Below are 20,332 nucleotides of genomic sequence, written 5' to 3'. Positions count from 1 at the left end.
GAGAGGCTCACTCCGCGGCCGGCCGGCCGGGCGTGTCGGTGACGTCGTCGCGCTCGCCCGGCGCGATGACGCCGCCGCCCGCGTCGCGCGGCGCGCGTGGGACGGCGGACAGCAGGTGGTATCCGACCAGGACCGCGATGGTGCCGAGCGCGATGCCCTGGAGCGGGAAGTCCTTGGTGATCTTGAGCGTGACGTCGCCCACAGCGAGAATGATGCCCGCCGCGACGGGGACCAGGTTGACCGGATCGCCGAAGTCCACCCGGTTCTCGATCCAGATTTTGGCCCCGAGCAGACCGATCATGCCGTACAGCACGACCGTGATGCCGCCGAGGACACCGCCCGGAGTCGCCGCCACGAGCGCGCCGAACTTCGGGCACAGGCCGAACAGGATGGCCACGATCGCGGCCACGTAGTACGCGGCGGTCGAGTAGATCCGGGTGGCGGCCATGACGCCGATGTTCTCCGCGTACGTGGTCGTCGGCGAGCCGCCGACCGCGCTCGCCAGGAACGTGCCCACGCCGTCGGCGGCGAGGGCGCGGCCGAGGTAGGGGTCCAGGTTCGTCTCGGTCATCGCGGCGACCGCCTTGACGTGCCCGGTGTTCTCCGCGATCAGCGCGATGACCGCGGGCAGCGCGACGAGGATGGCCGAGGTCTTGAAGCCGGGCCCGTGCAGGTGCGGGAAGCCGAACCAGTCGGCCGCCCGCACGCCGTCGAAGTTCACCCGGTAGTGCGTGCCCATCTTTCCCGCGCCGTCCACCGCGGTGATCTTGCCGGCGGTCTGGTCGAGGACCCACGACAGGGCGTACCCGAAGATCAGGCCGAGCAGGATGGCGATACGGGACCAGAAGCCGCGCAGCAGTACCGCGCAGAACACCACGAACGCGAGCGTGGCGAGCGCGACCCACTGGTCCTGCGGCCAGTACACGTCCGCGACGACCGGCGCGAGGTTGAAGCCGATCAGCATGACGACCGCGCCGGTGACGACCGGCGGGAAGATCCGGTGGATGACCTCGGCCCCGAGGAAGTGGATGAGCATGCCGACCGCGGCGAGCACGAGACCGGCCACCAGGATCGAGCCGGTGACGACGGCGGTCGAGCCGCCGACCCCGCGGATCGAGGCGACCGCGCCGACGAACGACGCGCTGGTGCCCAGGTAGCTCGGCACCTTCCCGTTCACGATCAGCAGGAACAGGATCGTCATGATGCCCGACATCATGATCGCCAGGTTGGGGTCCAGGCCCATGACGACCGGGAAGACGAACGTCGCGCCGAACATCGCCACGACGTGCTGGGCGCCGATGCCGATGGTCCGGTCCCACGAGAGCCGCTCGCCGGGCGCGACCACCTCGCCCGGCCCGAGGCCGCGGCCGTCACCGTGCAGTTTCCATCCGATCGCCATGGCGGCCCTCCAGGATGTAGTTGCGGGCACGCTAGAACCGTGTGTCCTCGTGGACATCGTCGAGAACTGCCAAACCGGGACATCGGCGGTTGTGACCAGGGCGGGTTTCACAATCCCCACGCGCGGGGTACACCGCCGGGGCGGTCGTCAGATCCCCCGCATGCGCAGCACGTGGAGCGCGAGGGTCAGGTTGAGGCGGAGGTGGGCGTCCTCGGTGAACGGGCCGAGGAGCCGTTCGAGCTTGCCGATCCGGTAGCGCAGGGTGTTGTAGTGGAAGTGCAGCCGGCGCGCCGTCTCGGCCACGTTGAGGTTCGTCTCCAGCAGCACCTGGAGCGTGCGCCGCAGGTCGACGGCCTCCGGGTCGCCGTCGCCGGCGAGCTCGCCGAGGGTCTCCTCGACGAACGCGTGCAGCTCGGCGGTGTCGCCCACCAGGCTCAGCAGCCGGAAGACGCCGAGCTGGTCGAAGTGCGCGACCGCCCCGTCACCGTGGAGCTGGCGGCCCACGCGCACCGCCTTGACCGCCTGGTCGTAGGCGGCCGGCAGGTCGCCCGGCACCGCGGCCGTGCGGCTGACGCCGATCGAGAACGTCCGCCCGGCGTCGGTGAACACCGCGGCGGCGTCCTTGGCGAGCGCCGTGACGTCGCAGGTGTCCGCGCCGAGGACGGCGACGACCTCGTGACTGAAGCCGGCCACGGCGCCCTTGCGGTCGCGGCGGCGTACGGCCGAGGTCAGCGCCGCGGTCAGCCGGTCCTGGAGCATCCGCTCGTCCGGCACGCCCGCCGGGCCGCGGTCCAGCTCGGCCACGACCACCATGACGGGACGGCCGAGGTCCCAGCCGAAGCTCGCGCTGTGCGCGACGACGTGCTCGTCACCGCCTCCCGGCCGGCCGGTGAGCACGTCGCGCAGGAAGTCGGCGCGGTACTTGCTCTCCACCGCCGAGACGGCCTGCTGCTTGGTGATGACCAGCGCGGCGACCGTGGCGGCACGTTCCAACATGCCGACCTCGGGCGCGGTGTCGCCGACCGCCGTCATCCGGCCGTAGGTGTAGCCGCCGGCCACGACCGGCACGGTCGTACGGTCGCCGTGCGCGCCGTAGTCCCCGGGTCCGGGCCCGCCCTCCCGCACCGCCGCCAGGTGACGCTCGTCGCCGGAGGCGGCCAGTTCGTTCCCGTCGCCGTCGACGACCGCGACGGCCGCGCCGATCACCGCGGCGACCTCGTCGGTGATCTCCTGCAGTCCGCCGCCGCACAGCACGATCTGCACGAGCGCCCGGTGCACCTCCTCGGTGCGCGCGAGGATCGCGGCCTGCCGGTTGAGGATGTCGGTCAGGACCTGGTTGAGGACGTCGTCGAACCCGACGTCGTTGGGCAGCAGGATCAGCGGGAAGCCCAGCCGGTCGGCCTGCTCCAGCATCTCGTCCGGGAGGCCGTCGAGGTAGCGGCCGAGCTTGATCGCGATCGCCGCGAGACCCCGCTCGTCGAGGTCGGCGACCAGGTGGCCGAGTGACTGCGGCGTGTTGCGCAGGGGGTATCCGGTGGTGAGGAGCAGCTCGTGCGGCTTCACCCAGCCGAGGATGTCCGGCACCTCCATCACGTTGAGGCGCTGCACCACCCGGCCGAGTCCGCTCTCACCGGCGATCACGCGAGCCCCGGAGAGCGCGGGAACCCCGAGCACCTCCCCGACCGACAGCCCGTAGGTCAGGGTTCCGGTGCTCGCGAGGCGCAGTGTGGGAGGGAGGGGTTCGGTGAAGGACATGGGTGCCCGATCTGCCGCAGTTGACCACCTATGCGCGAACAACCATGACAAGAGACACGAACGATGGCAACCATCCTTGGCAGAATTCTCCATACGGCCGGACCCCGGCCCGGTCTACGTTCGCCACGAGCGAGCCATCACGGGGAGGCGATCTGGTGACGGTGTCCACCGCCCGGCGCAGGACCGGCACGCGTGGCTCCCACGCGGCGGCGCCCACTCTCGCCGGCGCCGCCAGCCTGGGCGTCCGCTCCGCGCTCGGCGGGCCCCGGCGTCACGGCCGGGTCATCGCCGTGTTCCCCACCGCCGTCTACCTCCGGGTCGACCGGTCCTCCGAGCCCGCGGTGATCGCGCTGACCACCTCCGACGCCGTACGCCCGCCGAACGCGGTCGTGCTGGCCGTCCCCGGCCGGCAGGAGCCGTTCCGCGCGGTGCGCGAGGGCGACGAGGCGTACGTCGGCGACGGCTGCGCCCTGGTCGACGGGCGGCTGCGCGCGCGGGTGCGCCGCTGGTGGGACCCCACGCCCGTGCTCGGGCCGCTGTCGCTGGCCCGGCTCTCGCACGGTGAGCGCGCGCTCGGCGCCGTCACCGGGCCGTGGGGCCTGTCCGGCCACGAGACGCCGAAGAGGCTCGCGGAGGCCTGCCTGGCGGGCGACCTCGCGCACGCCGTGGACGCCGCCGAGCGCATCGTCGGCCTCGGCCCGGGCCTGACGCCCAGCGGCGACGACGCCCTGGCCGGCCTGCTGCTGGCGCTGCGCCTGCTCGGCGGCGCGGTGCCCGGCGGCGGACGCGCGGTGTGGCTCGCCGACTGGCTCGGCGCCGCCGTCACCGCCCACGCGGGTGACCGTACGACGTCGCTCGCCGCGACCCTGCTGCACTGCGCCGCGCGCGGCCAGGCGAGTTTCGAGGCCGCGGCGGTCCTGCGCGGCATCGCCGGCCAGGACCCCCTTGTCCCCGCCGCGCGGCGGCTGCTCGCCACCGGTCACACGTCCGGCGCCGACCTGACGTGGGGCCTGCTGCTCGGCTGCCGCGCCGCGCTGGCGCTGAGCTCCGCCGCCCGGCCCGCGCCCGGCGAGGACCCGTGAGCGAGCCGACACGACCGAGCAGGAGGCTGGACACTCTGGGCACCAAAGAACTGGTGGAGGTACGGCCCGGCGCGTACCACGACTCGGTGACGCTCATGCGGGCCGGCCGCCGCCTGACCGAACGCCCGGGGGTGAGCGCCGCGCTGACGGCCATGGCCACCACGCTCAACGTCGACCTGCTCGCCGAGATGGGCTTCACGCCTCCGCGCGGGGCGCGGCCCGACGACCTGCTCGTGGCGATCCGCGCGGACGACGAGGCCGCGCTGGAGGCCGCCCGCGCCGCCGTCGACGAGTTGCTCGCCACCCGCGCCGCGCCCCGCGCGTTCGGCGCCCCTCCCCCGGCCCGCACCACCGGGTCGGCGGCCCGGCGGATCGACGCCACCGTCGCGCTGATCTCGGTGCCCGGACCGTACGTCTTCGCCGAGGCGATGGACGCGCTGGAGACCGGGCTGAACCCCATGATCTTCAGCGACAACGTGCCGGTCGAGCACGAGCTGGCGCTCAAGGAGACGGCCGCGCGGCGGGGCCTGCTCGTGATGGGCCCCGACTGCGGCACCGCCGTGATCGGCGGCGTCGGGCTCGGCTTCGCCAACGTCGTGCGTCCCGGCCCGATCGGCCTGGTCGCCGCCTCCGGCACCGGCGCCCAGCAGGTCATGAGCCTGCTCGACGAGGCCGGCGCGGGGATCAGCCACGTGCTGGGCGTCGGCGGGCGCGACCTGTCCGCAGAGATCAGCGGCCGCTCGGCGCTCCAGGCCCTGCGGGCGCTGGACGCCGACCCGGCGACCGACCTGATCGTCGTGGTCTCCAAGCCGCCCGCGCCGGAGGTCGGCGACCTCATCCGCGCCGCGGCGCGGCGGCTGGCCACCCCGGTCCGCTTCGGCCTGCTCGGCGAAGGCGGCGCGGATCTGACCGCCGTGGCCGAGGACGCCCTGAAGGCCGTCGGCGCGCCGGTGCCGTCCTGGCCGTCCTGGACACCCGCGGCGCGTGCGCACGCGCCGCGGCGCGGCCGGATCCGCGGGCTGTTCGCCGGAGGCACGCTGTGCGCGGAGGCGTCGATCGTCGCCGGTGCGACGCCGCACGAGATGACCGACCTCGGCGACGACCGGTACACCCGTGGCCGCGCCCATCCGATGATCGACCCGACGCTGCGGCTCGAACGCCTCGCCGCGGAGACGGCGAGCGACGCGAACGCGGTCGTGCTCATCGACGTCGTCCTCGGCCACGGTGCCGACCCCGATCCCGCCGCCGCCCTGGTCCCGCTCGTGCGGGACGCCCGGGTGCCGGTGGTCGTGTCGCTGTGCGGCACCTCCGGCGACCCGCAGGGCCGCGACCGGCAGGCCCGGGCGCTCGCGGACGCCGGCGCGGCGGTCTTCGCCTCCAACGCGGCGGCCACGCGTCACGCCGTCACCCTCGCGGAAGGATCGTGACCATGCGCGGGAGAGACGACGACGGCGCCGGGCTCGGCGGGCTGCTCACCCGCGAGGTGAAGGTCGTCGCGGCCGGCGCGTCCGTGCTGGCCGACGCGCTCGCCGAGCAGGCGGTACCGGTCGAGCCGGTCGAGTGGCGACCGCCGGCCGAAGATCTGGCCGGTGATCTGGCCGTCGTCATGGGCGACCGGCGCCGGGCGGAGGCCAACGCCGAGGCGGTCCGCCGCATGCTCGACGCCCGGCCCCACCTGGTCGACGTCCGGCCCGCGAGCGAGGTCCTCGGCATCGAGCGCGGCGCGTTCCTCCACGCCGGACCGCCTTTGACCTGGGATCGCGCCTCGGGCCCGATGCGCGGCGCGCTCATCGGCGCGGCGCTCTTCGAGGGCCTGGCGGACACGCCGGAGGACGCCGAGCGGATGCTGCGGACGGCGCCCATCGACCCCTGTCACCATCACCGCGCGGTCGGCCCGATGGCCGGTGTGGTCAGCCCGTCGATGTGGATGTTCGTGGTCGAGGACGCCGAGAGCGGCGGCACCGCGTACTGCTCGCTCAACGAGGGGCTCGGCAAGGTGCTGCGCTACGGGGCGTACGGGCCGGAGGTGATCGAGCGGCTGCGCTGGATGGCCGGCGACCTCGGCCCGGCGCTGCGCGACGCGGTGCGGGCGCACGGCCCCGTCGACCTGCGCGCGATCATGGCGCAGGCGCTGCACATGGGCGACGAGCTGCACAACCGCAACCGCGCGGCGACCTCCCTGTTCGTGCGCGAGCTGGCGGGCGACCTGGCCGAGGCGGGCGGCGCGGAGGCGCTGCGGTTCGCGGCCGGAAACGACCACTTCTTCCTGAACCTGGCCATGGCCGCGGGCAAGGTGAGCGCGGACGCGGCCCGCGGGGTGCCCGGCTCGTCGATGGTCGTGGCGATGGCGCGGAACGGCACGGACTTCGGCGTCCAGGTCTCCGGCACGGGAGACCGCTGGTTCACCGGGCCGGCCGGCGTGCCCGACGGGCTCTACCTGGGCTCGTACGGCCCGGCCGACGCCAACCCCGACATCGGCGACTCGACCATCACCGAGACGACCGGGGTGGGCGGATTCGCCATGGCGGCGGCGCCGGCGATCGTGCGGTTCATCGGCGGCGAGGTGCCCGACGCGCTCGCCGCGACACAGCGGATGTACGAGATCACGCTGGCCGAGCACCCGGCCTTCCAGGTGCCGATCCTGGACTTTCGCGGCACACCGGTGGGCATCGACGTCACCAAGGTCGTCCGCACCGGCCTGCTGCCGGTCGTCAACACCGGTATCGCCGGCCGCGTCGCCGGCACCGGCCAGGTGGGCGCCGGCCTGGTGTCCCCGCCGGCCGAGGTCTTCCCCCAGGCCGTGCGCGCCCTGGCCGAGGAGGCGACAATCACACCATGACGCTCTCGGGTGACCAGTACGAGATCTCCGCCGGGCCCTACACGGCGATCGTGACCGAGCAGGGCGCGAGCCTGCGCGCGCTCGCCTGCGACGGCCGTCCGCTGATCCTCTCCCACGACGCCGACGAGCCGACGCCGGCCGCCGCCGGGCAGCTGCTCGCGCCCTGGCCCAACCGCATCGACCACGGCCGCTACTCCTTCGGCGGCGAGACCCACGCCCTGCCGATCAACGAGGGCCCGCTGGACAACGCGATCCACGGGCTCGTCCGGTTCGCGCCCTGGCGCGTCGCCGCGCACGAACGACACCGCGTGTCCCTCACGCACCGGCTGCTCGGGTACTCGGGCTATCCGTTCCGCCTCGACCTCACCGTGGAGTACGCCCTCGACGCCGACGGCGGGCTGACGGTGCGCCAGTCGGCGCGCAACGCCGGATCACGCGTCGCGCCGTACGGGCACGGGGCGCACCCCTACCTCACGCTCGGGCGGCCGCTGGACGAGTGCGAACTGCTCGTCACCGCCGAGCGCTACCTGGAGATCGACCGGCGCGCCATCCCGGTCGGCGCCCCGCAGGACGTCGCCGGCACGCCGTACGACTTCCGCGAGCCGCGGCGGCTCGGCGCCACCGCGATCAACAACCCCTACACCGGGCTGGTCCGCGACGGCGACGGCCGCGCGTGGATACGGCTCAGTGACGGCGAGCAGGCCGTGGCGCTGTGGGCGGGCGAGGGGCACCCGTGGCTGGAGGTCTACACCCGCGACGAGGTGACCGACGAGACGTGGCGCACCGGCCTCGGTGCCGAGCCGATGACCTGCCCGCCCAACTCCTTCGTCACCGGCGTCGACCTCATCGCGCTCGAGCCCGGCGAGGAGACCACCGGCGTGTGGGGCGTCACCGCGGGCTGACGGCCGTACGTGATCACCCGTCTCGGGGCGGTTCCGGTCGGTAACGTGGGCCGCAGCATCTCTGGGAGGGAAACCGCGGTGAAGTTGACTCTGTCCTCGCTCGACGATCTGAACGCTCGCGTCGAGGAGGCGCGCGCCGAGCACGAACGCCGCCACCCCGGCGAGCCGGCGGACCGGCAGCCGGTGCACACGGTGTACGTGCCCGCGGACCGTTTCACCGCGGACACCCCCGGCGAGCTGGGCGCGGAGGCGCTGCGGCTGCTGGACGCCCACGCCGCGGACCCTTCCACGTTGACCGCGGCGTTCGGCGTCGAGCCGTCGCTGACCGAGACGGTACGCGAGCGGGTCGCCGCCAAGCTCTCCCGTGACCCGGTCGAGGACGTGCGGATCGACTTCGAGGACGGCTACGGCGTACGCGACGACGAAGAGGAGGACGCGCACGTCGCCGCCGCCGTCGAGCAGGTCGCGCGGGCGTACGAGACGCGGCGGCTGCCCTACTACTGGGGACTGCGGGTCCGGTCGTTCGCGGACGGCGGGCACGCGCGGTCGATGCGCACTCTCGACGGGTTCCTCACCGGGCTGGCCGAACGCCTCGGCAAGCTGCCGGGCGGCTTCGTGGTGACGTTCCCGAAGATCATCACGGCCGAGCACGTGAAGATCTTCACCGAGTTCCTGTCCCGGTTCGAGGACGAGATCGGGCTGCCGGAGAACATGCTGCGCTTCGAGATCCAGGTCGAGACCCCCGAGTCGGTCACCGGCCTGCCCGCGATCGTCGAGGCCGCCGGCGGCCGGCTGAGGGCCGCCCACTTCGGCGTCTATGACTACACGGCCGCGCTGGGGCTGCCGCCGTCGGAGCAGCGGCTGGACCACCCGTCCTGCGAGTACGCCCGGCACGTCATGCAGGTGACGCTGGCCGGCACGGGCGTGCGCCTGTCGGACGGCTCGACCAACATCGTCCCGGCGGGTGACGAGACGGCCGACGTCCACAAGGCGTGGCGCCGCCACTCCGCCCTGGTGCGCTACTCCCTGCTGCACGGCTACAACCAGGGCTGGGACCTGCACGCGGCCCACCTGGCCAGCCGGTTCGCCACCGTCTACGCCTTCCACCTGAACGGCCTGGACGACGTCATCGACCGGGTCCGCGCGTGGAACGACGCCGGAGGCGCCGACGGCCCGGCGGACGGCGTGCTCGACGAGCCGGCGACCATCAAGGCGCTGACCGCACGGCTGAGGCGCGCGGTCGACTGCGGCGCGATCGACGCCGACGCCGTCACGCTTCCCTGAGATCCGCCTCGCGCCCGAAGATCATCGAATCGGCGCCGCGGCCCTCGTCGTCGGCGCCGTCGAGCCCGGCGATCGTCCGGCGGAGGTTCTCCACCGCGACCGTCTGCTCGTACATGCGGCCCATGATGTCGCGCAGCGTGTGCACCACGACCATCGTGGCCTCCGCCTGCGCCATCGTGGCATGGACCTGGGCCTTGGCGACGTCCGGCACGGGGGCGCTCATGGCCTCGGCCGCCTTGGCGAGGTGACCCGCCGTGCTGTCGTTGTGCGTGACCCAGTGGTAGCCGGGCTCTTCCGGCCAGTTGCTCATCGCGCGCCTTCCCACGGTCGCCCCGGCACCGTTGTTCGTCACTTACGCCACAGAGCCCCCGGCCTGTGGAAGACGCGCGAGCGCGGCGGCCGGTTGTCACCGGGACCCGCCGTACCTCTGAAGATCTTCGGGCGTGTCGATGTCGCCGGGGTCGGCGATGTCATCGCAGGCCACCGGAACCACGATGTCGGACCGGGCGCGCAGGAACTCACGCGCCCCCACGTCGCCCTTCGCGTACGCGGCGGCCTCGTCGAAGTACTCGTGGGCGATGAGGACCGGGTTGCGCGGACGGCCGCCGTAGGTCGCCACCGCGACCCGCGCCCCGGTCTCGTAGGCCGCCCGCAGCCGCCGCACGGCCGCGGCGGTGACGTGGGGCTGGTCGACCAGGGCGATCACCACGGCCGGGCAGGCGGGCGCGAGCGCGGACAGCCCGGTCCGCAGCGAGGAGCCCATCCCACTGCGCCATTCGGAGTTGTGCACGACCACGGCGCCCGCGACGTCGACGCGCGCCGCGCCGGTGATCACGACGATCGGCGTGCAGCCGGCCTCGTGCAGCATCCGCACGCCCCGGTCCACCAGGCGCGTCCCGTCGATCTCGACGAGCGCCTTCGGCGTACCGAGCCTGCTCCCCTCCCCCGCGGCGAGCAACAGTCCCGCGGGCGCTCCCGCATGCCTGGTCTCCATGCTCGGACAGCGTATCCACGTCCCGCGCCGCCGACCGGCCGAATCGCTGATCATCATCGCCCCGGTGCCGCGATCACGTGCCAATCCCGGCATATCGGGGAAGGGCCTGGCAGAGGGCGCGAAGGCCCGCTCGCCGAGGCCGGCACCACCCGCAGGTGACACCCGGGCCGTCTTCACGGTGCCTGGCGCCCGGCCGTTCAGGCACCGTGGATGCGGCCCGCCGTGTCGGTGAGGGCCTGGCCGGTCCCGCCCCAGCGGAGCTGGATCAGTTCGGCCGCGATCGAGACCGCGGTCTCCTCCGGGGTGCGCGCGCCCAGGTCCAGGCCGATCGGCGAGCGGAGGCGGGCGATCTCCGCGTCCGTGACGCCCGCGTCGCGGAGGCGCGCGAGGCGGTCGTCGTGGGTGCGGCGGGAGCCCATCGCGCCCACGTAGCCCGCGCGGGTGCGCAGCGCCACCTCCAGCAGCGGCACGTCGAACTTCGGGTCGTGGGTCAGCACGCAGATCACCGTGCGCTCGTCCACGTCCGCCTCGGCCTCGGTGAGGAACTTGTGCGGCCACTTCACCACGACCTCGTCCGCCTCGGGGAACCGCTTGGCGGTCGCGAAGACCGGGCGGGCGTCGCAGACGGTCACGTGGTAGCCGAGGAACTTGCCGATCCGGGCGACGGCCGCGGCGAAGTCGATCGCGCCGAACACCAGCATGCGCGGCGGCGGAGCGAACGAGTGGACGAACACGCCCAGCTCGTCGAGCCGGCGCTCGCCGTTGCGGCCGTACCGGCGGATGCCGGTGGTGCCCTGGGCGAGCATGCCGCGCACGTCGTCGTCCACGGCCTCGTCCAGCCGCTCGACGCCGAGTGAGCCCTCCGCGCGGTCCCCCCACACGATCCGCCGGGCGCCGATCTCGCCGGGGCCCTCGATCACGGTGGCGATCGCGACCGGCTCGTGCCGCTCGATGGAGGCGACGATCTCGCCGAACAGCGGGAACGTCCGCGGGCTGATCGGCTCGACGAGGATGTCGAGGATGCCGCCGCAGGTCAGCCCGACGGCGAAGGCGTCGTCGTCGCTGACGCCGTACCGCTGCACGACCGGCCGGCCCGACTCCACGACCTCCTGCGCCAGCTCGTACACCGCGCCCTCGACGCAGCCGCCGGACACGCTGCCCACGACCTCACCGCCACCGGAGACGGCCATCGCGGCCCCTGCGGGACGTGGGGCGCTGCGGAAGGTGTTCACGACGGTCGCCAGCCCGAACGTCTCCCCCTCGTCGTACCACTTGGCGATATCGCCGAGGACGTCACGCATTTCCGATCACCCCTGCCAGTTCTTCCAGTGCGGCCAGGCTGTGACCGGCCACGAAGTGGTCAACGTACGGAAGCGCCGCGAGCATCCCTCCGGTGAGCGGTTCGTAGCCCGGCTGGGCCTTGTGCGGGTTGGACCACACCACCCGGTACGCGAGCCGGCGCAGCCGCGCCATCTGCTCGCCGAGGAGTGACGGGTCACCGCGTTCCCAGCCGTCGGAGGCGATGACGACGATCGCGCCGCGGGCCATGCCGCGCTGCCCGAAGCGGTCGAGGAACTCCTTCAGCTCCTCCCCCAGCCTCGTGCCGCCGCTCCAGTCCGGGATCGCCGCCGACACCGTCCGCATCGCGGCGTCCGGCTCGCGGTGCCGCAGCTCCCGCGTGACCCGGGTCAGCCGGGTGCCCGCGCTGAAGACCTCCGTCGTACGCGGCGCGGAGCGGACGGCGGCGTGCGCGAAGCGCAGGAGCACGTCGGCGTACGGGCTCATCGAGCCGCTCACGTCCACGATCAGCACGACGCGCCGCGGCCGGGTGCGGTGGGCGCGGTAGCGCAGGCCGGAGATCTCCCCGCCGCGCCGCAGGATGGAGCGGACCGTACGGTGCTGGTCGAGACGCCCGCGATGCCGCGCGGTGAAGCGCCGCGACCGGCGCCGGGCGGAGACGTCGTCGAGCAGGGCGAGCAGCCGGTGCACCTCGGCACGCTCGGCGGCGCTGAGCCGGGCCACGTCCCGCGAGCGCAGCACCTCGATCTCGCTGGCGGTCGCCAGGGACACGTCGTCGGGCTCGTCGCCGCCCTCGGCCGTGCCCGGCGTGGCGGCCGGCCGGATGACGGTGACCGGGGGCGGCATCGTACGGGTCACCGGGGGCGTGCGGCCGGTGAAGTACGCGGCGAAGCACCGGTCGTAGCGCGGCAGGTCGGCCGGGTCGGCGCACATGGTCAGCCGCCCGGCCCAGTACACGTCACCCGGATCGAGCACGTCGAGGTGACTCACCGCGTCGATCATCGCCTGGACGCGTTCGGGATCGGCGCCGACGCCCGCGGCGCGGAGCGTACGGGCGAAGCCGGTGAGCGTCTCCACCACGTCCCGGGGCACGGTCAGCCCCCGTTGAACAGCGCTTCGATGCCGCCCTGCACGACGCGCTCGGTGTCCTCGCGGTACTTCAGGACGGTGCCGAGCGTCACCGCGGCCGTCTCCGGGTCCAGGTCGCGCGCGCCGAGGGCGACGAGCGCCTCGGCCCAGTCGAGGCTTTCCGCGATGCCCGGCGCCTTCAGCAGGTCCAGCCCCCGCAGCCGGCCCGCGGCGCCCGCCACCTGGCGTACGAGGGTCTCGGTCGCCTCCGGGAGCCTGCGGCGGATGATCGCCACCTCGCGTTCGAAGGCCGGGTGCTCCAGCCAGTGGTACAGGCAGCGGCGCTTGAGCGCGTCGTGCACCTCGCGGGTGCGGTTCGACGTGACGACGACCACGGGGGGCCGCCGGGCACTGATCGTGCCGAGCTCGGGGATGGAGATCGTGAAGTCGCTCAGCACTTCGAGCAGGAACGCCTCGAACTCGTCGTCGGCCCGGTCGATCTCGTCGACGAGCAGGACGCTCGGCCGCTCCTCCGTCGAGGTCTCCAGCGCCTGTAGCAGGGGGCGCGAGACGAGGAAGCGCCGGTCGTACAGCTCCGACTCCAGCCGCGCGACGTCCGTGACCCCGGCCGCCTCGGCGGCGCGCAGGTGCAGGAGCTGGCGGGGGAAGTCCCAGTCGTACAGCGCCTGAGCGGCGTCCAGGCCCTCATAGCACTGCAGGCGGATCAGGGGGACGTCCAGGACGGCGGCGAGCGTCTTGGCCAGCTCGGTCTTGCCGACGCCCGCCTCCCCCTCCAGGAACAGCGGCCGGCGCATGCGCAGGCCGAGGAAACAGGCCGTGGCGAGGCCCTCGTCGGACAGGTACGCGTGTGCTTCGAGGGCCTCACTGAGAGCCTTCGGCGACGCGAACTCCGACGCCGGGTTCAACGTGGAATGCGGCACGCATCAAGGCTACTTCCCGCGCCGGGGCGGGACGCTCACGCCTCGGACAGGTAGTACGGGATCTTCGTCTCGCGGGCGTGCAGCGCGGGCGGAAGCCGGCGCCCGACGCGGCCGAGCCTGCGACGGGCCTCGTCCGGCGGGAAGAAGGCGTGGTCGTCCAGCTCGTCCTCCTGCAGCCGGATCCGCTCGGGGCCGTCGAGCTCGCCGCCGTCGAAGATGAAGGTCACGATGGGGCGGGGCCGCGGAGCGCGGGCGGGCGCCCAGCCGACGAGCAGCAGCGGCCCGACCGGCAGGTCGAGGCCGATCTCCTCCTTCACCTCACGGGCGCAGGTGGCCTCGGGCGGCTCGCCCTCGTCGGCCGTGCCGCCGGGCATCAGCCAGTGGTCGAGATAGTGGGGTTTGACCAGCAGGACCCGCCCGGTGGGGTCGGTGATCAGCGCTCCGGCCGCGACGTAGGCGGCGGGGAGCCCGGCGTAGTAGATCTCCGGCTCGACGAAGCCGGCCGGTCGCGTCACCGCCGGACGGTCGCCCTGCACGTCATCGGTCACCCGCAGAAGGCTACCGATCGGGCCGGATGTGTCCGGTCCTCCGCCCGCCGCTCAGTCGAGGAGGCGGTAGGACCCCACGAGCGTGACCTCGCCGGCCTCCGGCGGCGCGGCGACCCGGTCGCCGATGCCCTGTTGGAACGCCGCGAAGGCGGCCGATGCGCCGAGCGGATCGCCGTCGCCCTCGTAAGCGACGACGTGGACGAAGCTCACCCCGTCGGCCAGGCGGAACGTGGCATAGCGCAGCCCGTCCGGCCTCTCCGCACGCAGCTCGGCGAACACCTTCTCCACGAGCCGCTGGTTCTCCTCGGCCGCCTCGGGCCGGGTCCGGTAACGGATGATCCTCATCATGACGCGTCCTTTCGCGTGGTGGGTCGTGCGGGTCCGAGTGCGGCGGGCAGGACCGCGGCCAGGGCGATCGCGGCGGCGACGGCCATGGCCGGCCGGAATCCGTCGATGAAGACCGCGGGCGAGGCGTATCCGCCGTGGCCGGCGAAGACGACCGCGACGATCGCGACGCCGAAGACGCTGCCCAGCTCGCGGAGGGAGCTGTTGGTGCCCGCCGCCACTCCGGCATCGTCGGTGGACACCGCGCCGGTCACCATGTTGGCCACTGTCGGGAAGCCCATGGAGATGCCCACACCCGCCACGATCAGCGGCAGCACGAGGGTGCCGTACGTCACCCCCGGCCGGGTGACCTCCGCGAGCCAGCCGAGCCCGGCGGCCTGCAGCGCCATGCCGACGGCCATGATCGGGCGGTCGCCGAACCGGTCCGCCAGGGCGCCCGCGACCGGGGCGACCACCATGAGCGTGCCGTTCCAGACGAGGATGCGCAGCCCGGCGGCGAACGGCGAGTAGCCCATCCCGATCTGCAGCAACTGGGAGATCATGAACAGCGAGCCGATGAGGGAGACCTGCTGGCCGAAGGCGACGGCGTTGGCGACGGCGAACCCCCGCCGGGTGAAGTGCCCGAAGGGCAGCAGGGGGTGGGCCGTCCGCCGTTCCCAGGCGGCGAACGCCGCGAGCAGCGCCACACCGATCGCCAGCGCGCCGAGTACCTCGGCGCTGCCCCAGCCGGCCGACGGCGCACGTACGGGAGCCCAGGTCAATGCGAACGCACCCGCGCCCACCAGCACGAGACCGGGCAGATCCAGCGTGGTGCGCGGGCCGTGGCTCTCCCGCAGACGCAATGCCGACAGCAGTGCCACCACCAGGCCGATCGGGACGTTCACCCAGAAGATCCACTGCCAGGACAGTCCTTCGGTGATGGCGCCGCCGACGACCGGGCCGGCCGCCACCCCCAGCCCGGTCACCCCGCCCCAGACGCCGATGGCCGCTCCGCGCCGTCCGGTCGGGAACGCGTCGATGATCAAGGTCAGGGTCAGCGGCATCACCACGGCGGCGCCGACGCCCTGTGCCATCCGGGCGGTGATGAGCGTCCCGGCGGTCGAGGACAGTGCCGCCGCCGCCGAGGCCAGGCTGAACGCCACCAGCCCGATGACGAACACCCGCCGTCGGCCGAACCGGTCGCCCAGCGCCGCGCCCGTCATCAGCAGGCAGGCGAGCACCAGGTTGTAGGCGTTGATCGTCCACTCGAGGTCGGCGAGACTCGCGTGCAGGTGCGTGCGGACCACCGGCAACGCCGTAGCCACCACGACGATGTCGAGCGAGGTCAGGAAGACCCCGATGGGGGCCAGCACCATCGTCCAGACCACCCGGGCGCGGGGCATCGGGGCGTCGCGGGTGCGCTCCCGCGGCGGCCCGCCGACCCGGGCGGTCGTCGGTGTCGTTTCCGGCATCATGAGCTCCGTTTCGTGGTTCGGTCTGCCGGAAATAGGGACCCGGGTGGGGCGCCGGATTCATCACGCGGTGGCGGGTAGCCCGAAGGCGGATGGCAGCCCGGGGTCGAGGAAGGCGTCGATCCGGCTGATCGCCCCGCCCCGTACGGTCAGCACCTGCACTCCGTGGGCCCGGTAGATGCCGTCCGGTTCCCGCTCGTACGCGGCCGCCGCCGGCTGCCCATTGGCCGACACGGGGACCATGCGGAAGCGCCCCGGCGTCGTCAGGCATCTGCGCCTGAGGAAGCCGGTGACCGCCGCGCGTCCGGCGAACCAGGTCAGGTACGGCGGCATCTCCATCACCGCGTCCTCGTGCAGCAGGGCCACCAGTCCGGCGACGTCGGCGTTCTCGAAGGCCTTGACATAGCGTCCGAGCAGGGCGCGGCGGCCGGCCTCGGCGGGCTCGGTGAGGTCCTCCTCCACGGCCGCGGCGCGGCCCAGGCGCGCTCGCGCGTGCTGGAGGGCGCTGTTGACCGCCGTCGGCGTCATGCCGAGGACCTCCGCCGCCTCGGCGGCGCGCCAGGCGAGCACCTCCCGGAGGATCAGCACGGCGCGCTGGCGGGCCGACAGGTGCTGCATGGCCGCCACGAGCGCCAGCCGCACTCCGTCACGCCGCTCGACGACCGTCGCCGGGTCGCCCGGCACCACCTCGGGCAGCGGCTGGAGCCACACGACCCGGGGATCGGTGGTCAGCGGCGTTTCCGGGTCCTCCGCCGGACCGCCGAGCCCGGACGGCATCGGCCGGCGCTCCCGGCGTTCGAGGGCGGTCATGCACCGGTTCGTGGCGATGCGATAGAGCCAGGTGCGCGGCGAGGACCGGCCCTCGAAGCCGCCGAATGAACGCCACGCCCGGAGGTAGGTCTCCTGCACCAGGTCCTCGGCGTCCTCCGCCGAGCCGAGCATCGAGTAGCAGAAGACCAGAAGTTCTCTCCGGTATGAGCCGGTGAGCCTGACGAACTCCCCCTCGTCCACGTCCACCGTCATGCGGTCCCCTTTCACCGTGGTCCGGACCCGTCACAGGTACGGACCCGGCGGCCGCCCGGAATTCATCGCGGCCTCGGTCACGCGGAACTGTCGGGGTCCTTCGATAGCTTCCGTTCATGATCGAAACAGCCGCCTGGGAGCGGCGCAGCGCCGAGCCGGTCGTGCGACCCGTACGCCCCCGCAAGCTGGGCAAAGTCCCCTTCGTCGAACTGGCGGACGGACGGCTGCAGGGCGTCGTGTCGAGCGGTTCGGACCTCGCCCGCGTCTACGTCTCCTCGATCAGCGCCGCCACCCACGGGTTCAGCTGCAGCACCAACAACAACCGCCCGTGCGGCGGGCTGTCGGGCGGCTCCCCGTGCAAGCACCTGCGGGCGCTCGCCGACGAGGCCGTGCTGCAGTACGGCCTCGACCGCGTCACCCGCTACCTGCGCGTGGAGGCCGGTGACGACGACGACCTGATGAGCCGCCTGGACGGCACCCGCGAGGCCGCGCCGGCGGCCGGGGTGTTCAGCCGTTTCCTGCGGCATCTGGCCTACCTCGAGCTCCCCGGCAGCACGGCGCCGATCGCCGAGATGCACTGGTTCCCGGCCGTCTCCGCGGAGGTCCGCTGATGCTCGGGGTCCAGCTCGCCGAGCTGACCGGCGCGGCGCCGGACGGCACGGAGGAGGCGCTCGACCTGGTGGCCGGGTTCGACGACGCCCTCGCACACGGGCTCGGCCGGCTCGGCGGGGAGCGATCCGCGGCGCTGACCGCGCTGGCCGGCGCCCTGGACGCGACACCGCTCGGCCCGGCCGTGCGCGAGGCCGCCGAAAAGATCGCCGCCGGTTCCGTCACGGACGAGCACCTCGCGGCACTGGCCGGAGGGCGCACCGCGCTGTTCGGCGCCGTCCACGACGCCCTGCTCGGCCGGCTCGACGCCGCGCTCGGCCGTACGAGGGCCGGCTGGGCCGAGGCCGCGATCGAGACCGATGCCGAGGCTCCCCTGCTCGGCGCCGCCCGCTCCTGGCTCCAGGAGCTGGCCATCACCGGATGGCGGGGCGTCGACCACGATCTCGTCTCCGCCTCCGACCAGGCCGTCGAGGCGCTGCTCGCCGACCCCGGCGCGCGGCGGCTCGCGGTGCTGCTCGACGGCCTCGCCGCCGAACTGCGGGCCTCCTCGCCCGTGGCCACGATGGAGCGGCTGCCGGTGCGGCGCTGGGCCGACCTCTGGGCACGGGCACTGCTGCTCTGCCGCCCGGGAGGTCGGTCGGGGCTGGTTGGTCGGGAAGAACCGGGAGGTCGGTCGGGGCTGGTTGGTCGGGAAGAACCGCGAGGTCGGTCGGGGCCGGTTGGTCGGGAAGAACAGGGGTCGGCCGGCCGGGAGGAGCCCACGCAGGTGTCGGGGCGGCTGCTGATCCTCGGCGTCGACGTGCACGAGCACGCCACCGCGGTCCAGGCGCAGGTCCACGCGGTCCTCGAACCCGCCGGAGGGGCTCGGCCGCGCGTCGTACGCGTCAGCGTGGGCGCCGCGAAGGTGGACACGATCGTCGGCCCGGCGGTGTGGCGGCTGCTGGACGCGCATCCGACGCTGCTCGGCGCCCTGGCCGAGCGCCGCGGTCTGGACATCACGGACATGCCCCTGGCGGCGAGCGGCGACCTGATCTGGCACGACGACCGCGCCGCCCTGGCCGAACCCGCCGACCCGTTCGTCACCGCCCGCGTGCTGCTGCCGGAGGCCGCCTTCCCGGCCGTGCCGCCGCTGGAGCGCCACCCGGTGCGCATCGCCGAGCCCGTGCTGGTGGAGGGCCATCGGACCGGCGACGGCGCCGTCGAGCTGGACGGCCACACGCTCGCGCTCGACCTGGACCGGCTGCCGGGCCTCGGGCCGCTGACCCCGGCGATGGTGACCGCCGCCGAGGCGTGCGTCGGCCTGGTCCGCTGGGACGGCGGCCGGTGGACGCTCCAGCCGCTCGCCGTACGCGGCACGCTGAAGCGCAAGCCGTTCGAGGCGCACGGCGGCGACTGGGCGATGGGGCCCACCGACCCGAAGGTCGTGAAGGCCGAGGCCAAGGCCGGCGACGCGGTCGCCGTGCTCCGAGAGCGGGCGGGACGGCTGCTGCGACGATGACCGAGACACCCATCACCGCCCCGGGCGACGAGACGCGCCGTCAGGTCCTCTACTGGCGGCTGCTGGCCCGGGTGTTCGACGCCGACGAGCAGCCCGCGCTGGAGACGGCGAGCGTGGCCATCGTCGACGACGTCGGGCTGCCGACCGCGCTGCTCGACCCGTCCCTCTCGGTGGACAACCTCATCCAGCGCTTCCCCGAGCTGGGCGACGAACTGCGCGGCCTGATGGCGGGTGGCGAGGGGGGAGGCGATCGCGTACGCCGGGCGGCGCTGATGTCGAAGCTGCTCCTCAGCGTGTTCGCCACCGGCTCGGGCAGCGTCACGGCCACGCAGCTCGCGAGCTGGCAGAAGGACGCGGGCCGGCTCCGCGAAGCGCTCGGCGAGGAGTGCGCGGGCGGGCTGGCCGGCACGCTGTCGGAGCTGGAGGGCGACCTCGTACGCCGCATGCGGCTCCGCGAGGTGCTGGCCGACCCGGCGCTGGCGAGCCGCCTGACGCCCAGCATGTCGCTGATCGAGCAGCTGCTGCGCGACAAGTCCAACCTGTCGGGCGTCGCCCTCGCCAACGCCAAGTCGCTGATCCGCCGCTACGTCGACGAGGTCGCGCAGGTGCTGCGCACGCAGGTCCAGCAGACGAGCGCGGGCACCCTCGACCGTTCGGTGCCGCCGAAGCGGGTCTTCCGCAACCTCGACCTCCAGCGCACGATCTGGAAGAACCTCACCAACTACAGCCCCGAGGACGAACGCCTCTACGTCGACCGGCTGTTCTACCGGCACACCGCCAAGCGCACCACGCCGGCCCGGCTGATCGTGGTGGTCGACCAGTCGGGCTCGATGGTCGACTCGATGGTCAACTGCACGATCCTCGCGTCGATCTTCGCGGGCCTGCCCAAGGTCGACGTGCACCTGATCGCGTACGACACCCGGGCGCTCGACCTGACGCCATGGGTGCACGATCCGTTCGAGGTGCTGCTGCGGACCAACCTCGGCGGCGGCAACGACGGGCCGGTGGCGATGGCGATGGCCCGGCCGAAGATCTCCAACCCGCGCGACACCGTGATGGTGTGGATCTCCGACTTCTACGAGTTCGACCGGTCCCAGCCGCTGTTCGACGGCATCGAGGCGGTGCACCGCTCGGGGGTGAAGTTCATCCCGGTCGGCTCGGTGAACAGCTCGGGCCGGCAGAGCGTGAACCCCTGGTTCCGCCAGCGGTTCAAGGACCTCGGCACTCCCGTGATCTCAGGACACATCCGCAAGCTCGTGTTCGAGCTCAAGAACTTCCTCGCCTAGGAGAGAAAC

At 73.5% G+C, this 20,332-nt stretch carries 19 protein-coding genes; 8 read left to right on the top strand and 11 right to left on the bottom strand.

Annotation, left to right across the window (positions count from 1 at the left end; all coding sequences use genetic code 11):
• Positions 1 to 7: 7 nt before the first annotated feature.
• Both ACQEV1_RS19350 and ACQEV1_RS19345 read right to left on the bottom strand, forming a co-directional pair.
• Complete coding sequence (locus ACQEV1_RS19350; protein ID WP_433394984.1) at positions 8 to 1,399, bottom strand: uracil-xanthine permease family protein; 1,392 nt, start codon at positions 1,397 to 1,399, stop codon at positions 8 to 10.
• 147 nt (positions 1,400 to 1,546) lie between these two features.
• Entirely contained in the window at positions 1,547 to 3,154 is a 1,608-nt protein-coding gene (locus tag ACQEV1_RS19345; RefSeq protein WP_433394982.1) for a PucR family transcriptional regulator, read from the bottom strand.
• A gap of 155 nt (positions 3,155 to 3,309) precedes the next feature.
• Here ACQEV1_RS19345 and ACQEV1_RS19340 point away from each other — a divergent pair, with 155 nt between their 5' ends.
• From ACQEV1_RS19340 to ACQEV1_RS19320, 5 genes are all read left to right on the top strand, one after another.
• Positions 3,310 to 4,236: an oxamate carbamoyltransferase subunit AllH family protein gene (locus ACQEV1_RS19340; RefSeq protein ID WP_285616917.1), complete on the top strand. Its 927-nt coding sequence runs from the start codon at positions 3,310 to 3,312 to the stop codon at positions 4,234 to 4,236.
• Positions 4,233 to 5,663, top strand: a complete 1,431-nt coding sequence (locus ACQEV1_RS19335) for an FdrA family protein (protein WP_433394980.1) — start codon at positions 4,233 to 4,235, stop codon at positions 5,661 to 5,663. The genes ACQEV1_RS19340 and ACQEV1_RS19335 overlap by 4 nt, the downstream gene beginning before the upstream one ends.
• Before the next feature lie 2 nt (positions 5,664 to 5,665).
• A complete protein-coding gene (locus ACQEV1_RS19330) occupies positions 5,666 to 7,075 on the top strand; it encodes a DUF1116 domain-containing protein (protein ID WP_433394978.1) in 1,410 nt (469 codons plus the stop codon).
• Positions 7,072 to 7,977, top strand: coding sequence for an aldose 1-epimerase family protein (locus ACQEV1_RS19325; protein WP_285616921.1), 906 nt, complete (start codon positions 7,072 to 7,074; stop codon positions 7,975 to 7,977). Before ACQEV1_RS19330 ends, ACQEV1_RS19325 begins: the two co-directional genes overlap by 4 nt.
• A 78-nt stretch (positions 7,978 to 8,055) precedes the next feature.
• On the top strand, positions 8,056 to 9,261 hold the full coding sequence (locus ACQEV1_RS19320) for a DUF6986 family protein (RefSeq protein WP_433394976.1): 1,206 nt from the start codon (positions 8,056 to 8,058) through the stop codon (positions 9,259 to 9,261).
• Here ACQEV1_RS19320 and ACQEV1_RS19315 read toward each other — a convergent pair.
• The 9 genes from ACQEV1_RS19315 to ACQEV1_RS19275 all read right to left on the bottom strand — a co-directional run bounded on the left by ACQEV1_RS19315 (position 9,248) and on the right by ACQEV1_RS19275 (position 16,930).
• Positions 9,248 to 9,571 carry a hypothetical protein gene (locus ACQEV1_RS19315; RefSeq protein WP_285616923.1) on the bottom strand — a complete coding sequence of 108 codons (324 nt, stop codon included), beginning with the start codon at positions 9,569 to 9,571 and terminating at the stop codon, positions 9,248 to 9,250. The genes ACQEV1_RS19320 and ACQEV1_RS19315 overlap by 14 nt on opposite strands.
• Positions 9,572 to 9,667: 96 nt before the next feature.
• Positions 9,668 to 10,255 carry a nucleotidyltransferase family protein gene (locus tag ACQEV1_RS19310; protein WP_433394974.1) on the bottom strand — a complete coding sequence of 196 codons (588 nt, stop codon included), beginning with the start codon at positions 10,253 to 10,255 and terminating at the stop codon, positions 9,668 to 9,670.
• A gap of 197 nt (positions 10,256 to 10,452) precedes the next feature.
• Positions 10,453 to 11,556, bottom strand: a complete 1,104-nt coding sequence (locus tag ACQEV1_RS19305) for an XdhC family protein (RefSeq protein ID WP_433394972.1) — start codon at positions 11,554 to 11,556, stop codon at positions 10,453 to 10,455.
• On the bottom strand, positions 11,549 to 12,646 hold the full coding sequence (locus tag ACQEV1_RS19300; RefSeq protein WP_285616927.1) for a vWA domain-containing protein: 1,098 nt from the start codon (positions 12,644 to 12,646) through the stop codon (positions 11,549 to 11,551). Before ACQEV1_RS19300 ends, ACQEV1_RS19305 begins: the two co-directional genes overlap by 8 nt.
• A gap of 2 nt (positions 12,647 to 12,648) precedes the next feature.
• The gene (locus ACQEV1_RS19295; protein ID WP_285616928.1) at positions 12,649 to 13,563 is read right to left on the bottom strand and encodes an AAA family ATPase; all 915 of its coding nucleotides are present in this window, start codon (positions 13,561 to 13,563) and stop codon (positions 12,649 to 12,651) included.
• Positions 13,564 to 13,598: 35 nt separating this feature from the next.
• Positions 13,599 to 14,111, bottom strand: a complete 513-nt coding sequence (locus tag ACQEV1_RS19290; protein WP_285616929.1) for an NUDIX domain-containing protein — start codon at positions 14,109 to 14,111, stop codon at positions 13,599 to 13,601.
• Between the two features lie 51 nt (positions 14,112 to 14,162).
• A complete protein-coding gene (locus ACQEV1_RS19285; RefSeq protein WP_433394969.1) occupies positions 14,163 to 14,459 on the bottom strand; it encodes a hypothetical protein in 297 nt (98 codons plus the stop codon).
• Entirely contained in the window at positions 14,456 to 15,907 is a 1,452-nt protein-coding gene (locus ACQEV1_RS19280; RefSeq protein WP_433394967.1) for a DHA2 family efflux MFS transporter permease subunit, read from the bottom strand. The genes ACQEV1_RS19285 and ACQEV1_RS19280 overlap by 4 nt, the downstream gene beginning before the upstream one ends.
• A 63-nt stretch (positions 15,908 to 15,970) precedes the next feature.
• Positions 15,971 to 16,930: a sigma-70 family RNA polymerase sigma factor gene (locus ACQEV1_RS19275; protein ID WP_433394965.1), complete on the bottom strand. Its 960-nt coding sequence runs from the start codon at positions 16,928 to 16,930 to the stop codon at positions 15,971 to 15,973.
• Between the two features lie 116 nt (positions 16,931 to 17,046).
• Between ACQEV1_RS19275 and ACQEV1_RS19270 the strand changes: the two genes are divergently transcribed.
• From ACQEV1_RS19270 to ACQEV1_RS19260, 3 genes are read left to right on the top strand one after another with little or no spacing between them, the layout of a single operon-like run.
• Positions 17,047 to 17,541, top strand: a complete 495-nt coding sequence (locus ACQEV1_RS19270; RefSeq protein WP_433394963.1) for a hypothetical protein — start codon at positions 17,047 to 17,049, stop codon at positions 17,539 to 17,541.
• On the top strand, positions 17,541 to 19,037 hold the full coding sequence (locus tag ACQEV1_RS19265) for a hypothetical protein (protein ID WP_433394961.1): 1,497 nt from the start codon (positions 17,541 to 17,543) through the stop codon (positions 19,035 to 19,037). The genes ACQEV1_RS19270 and ACQEV1_RS19265 overlap by 1 nt, the downstream gene beginning before the upstream one ends.
• Positions 19,034 to 20,323, top strand: a complete 1,290-nt coding sequence (locus ACQEV1_RS19260) for a vWA domain-containing protein (protein ID WP_433394959.1) — start codon at positions 19,034 to 19,036, stop codon at positions 20,321 to 20,323. Before ACQEV1_RS19265 ends, ACQEV1_RS19260 begins: the two co-directional genes overlap by 4 nt.
• Positions 20,324 to 20,332 lie beyond the last annotated feature (9 nt).

The sequence above is a fragment of the Actinoallomurus sp. CA-142502 genome, assembly GCF_050936355.1.
GTDB classification, from domain to species: domain Bacteria; phylum Actinomycetota; class Actinomycetes; order Streptosporangiales; family Streptosporangiaceae; genus Actinoallomurus; species Actinoallomurus iriomotensis.
Note: the sequence above shows the minus strand (reverse complement) of the source record. Positions and strands in the feature narration are given on the sequence as shown.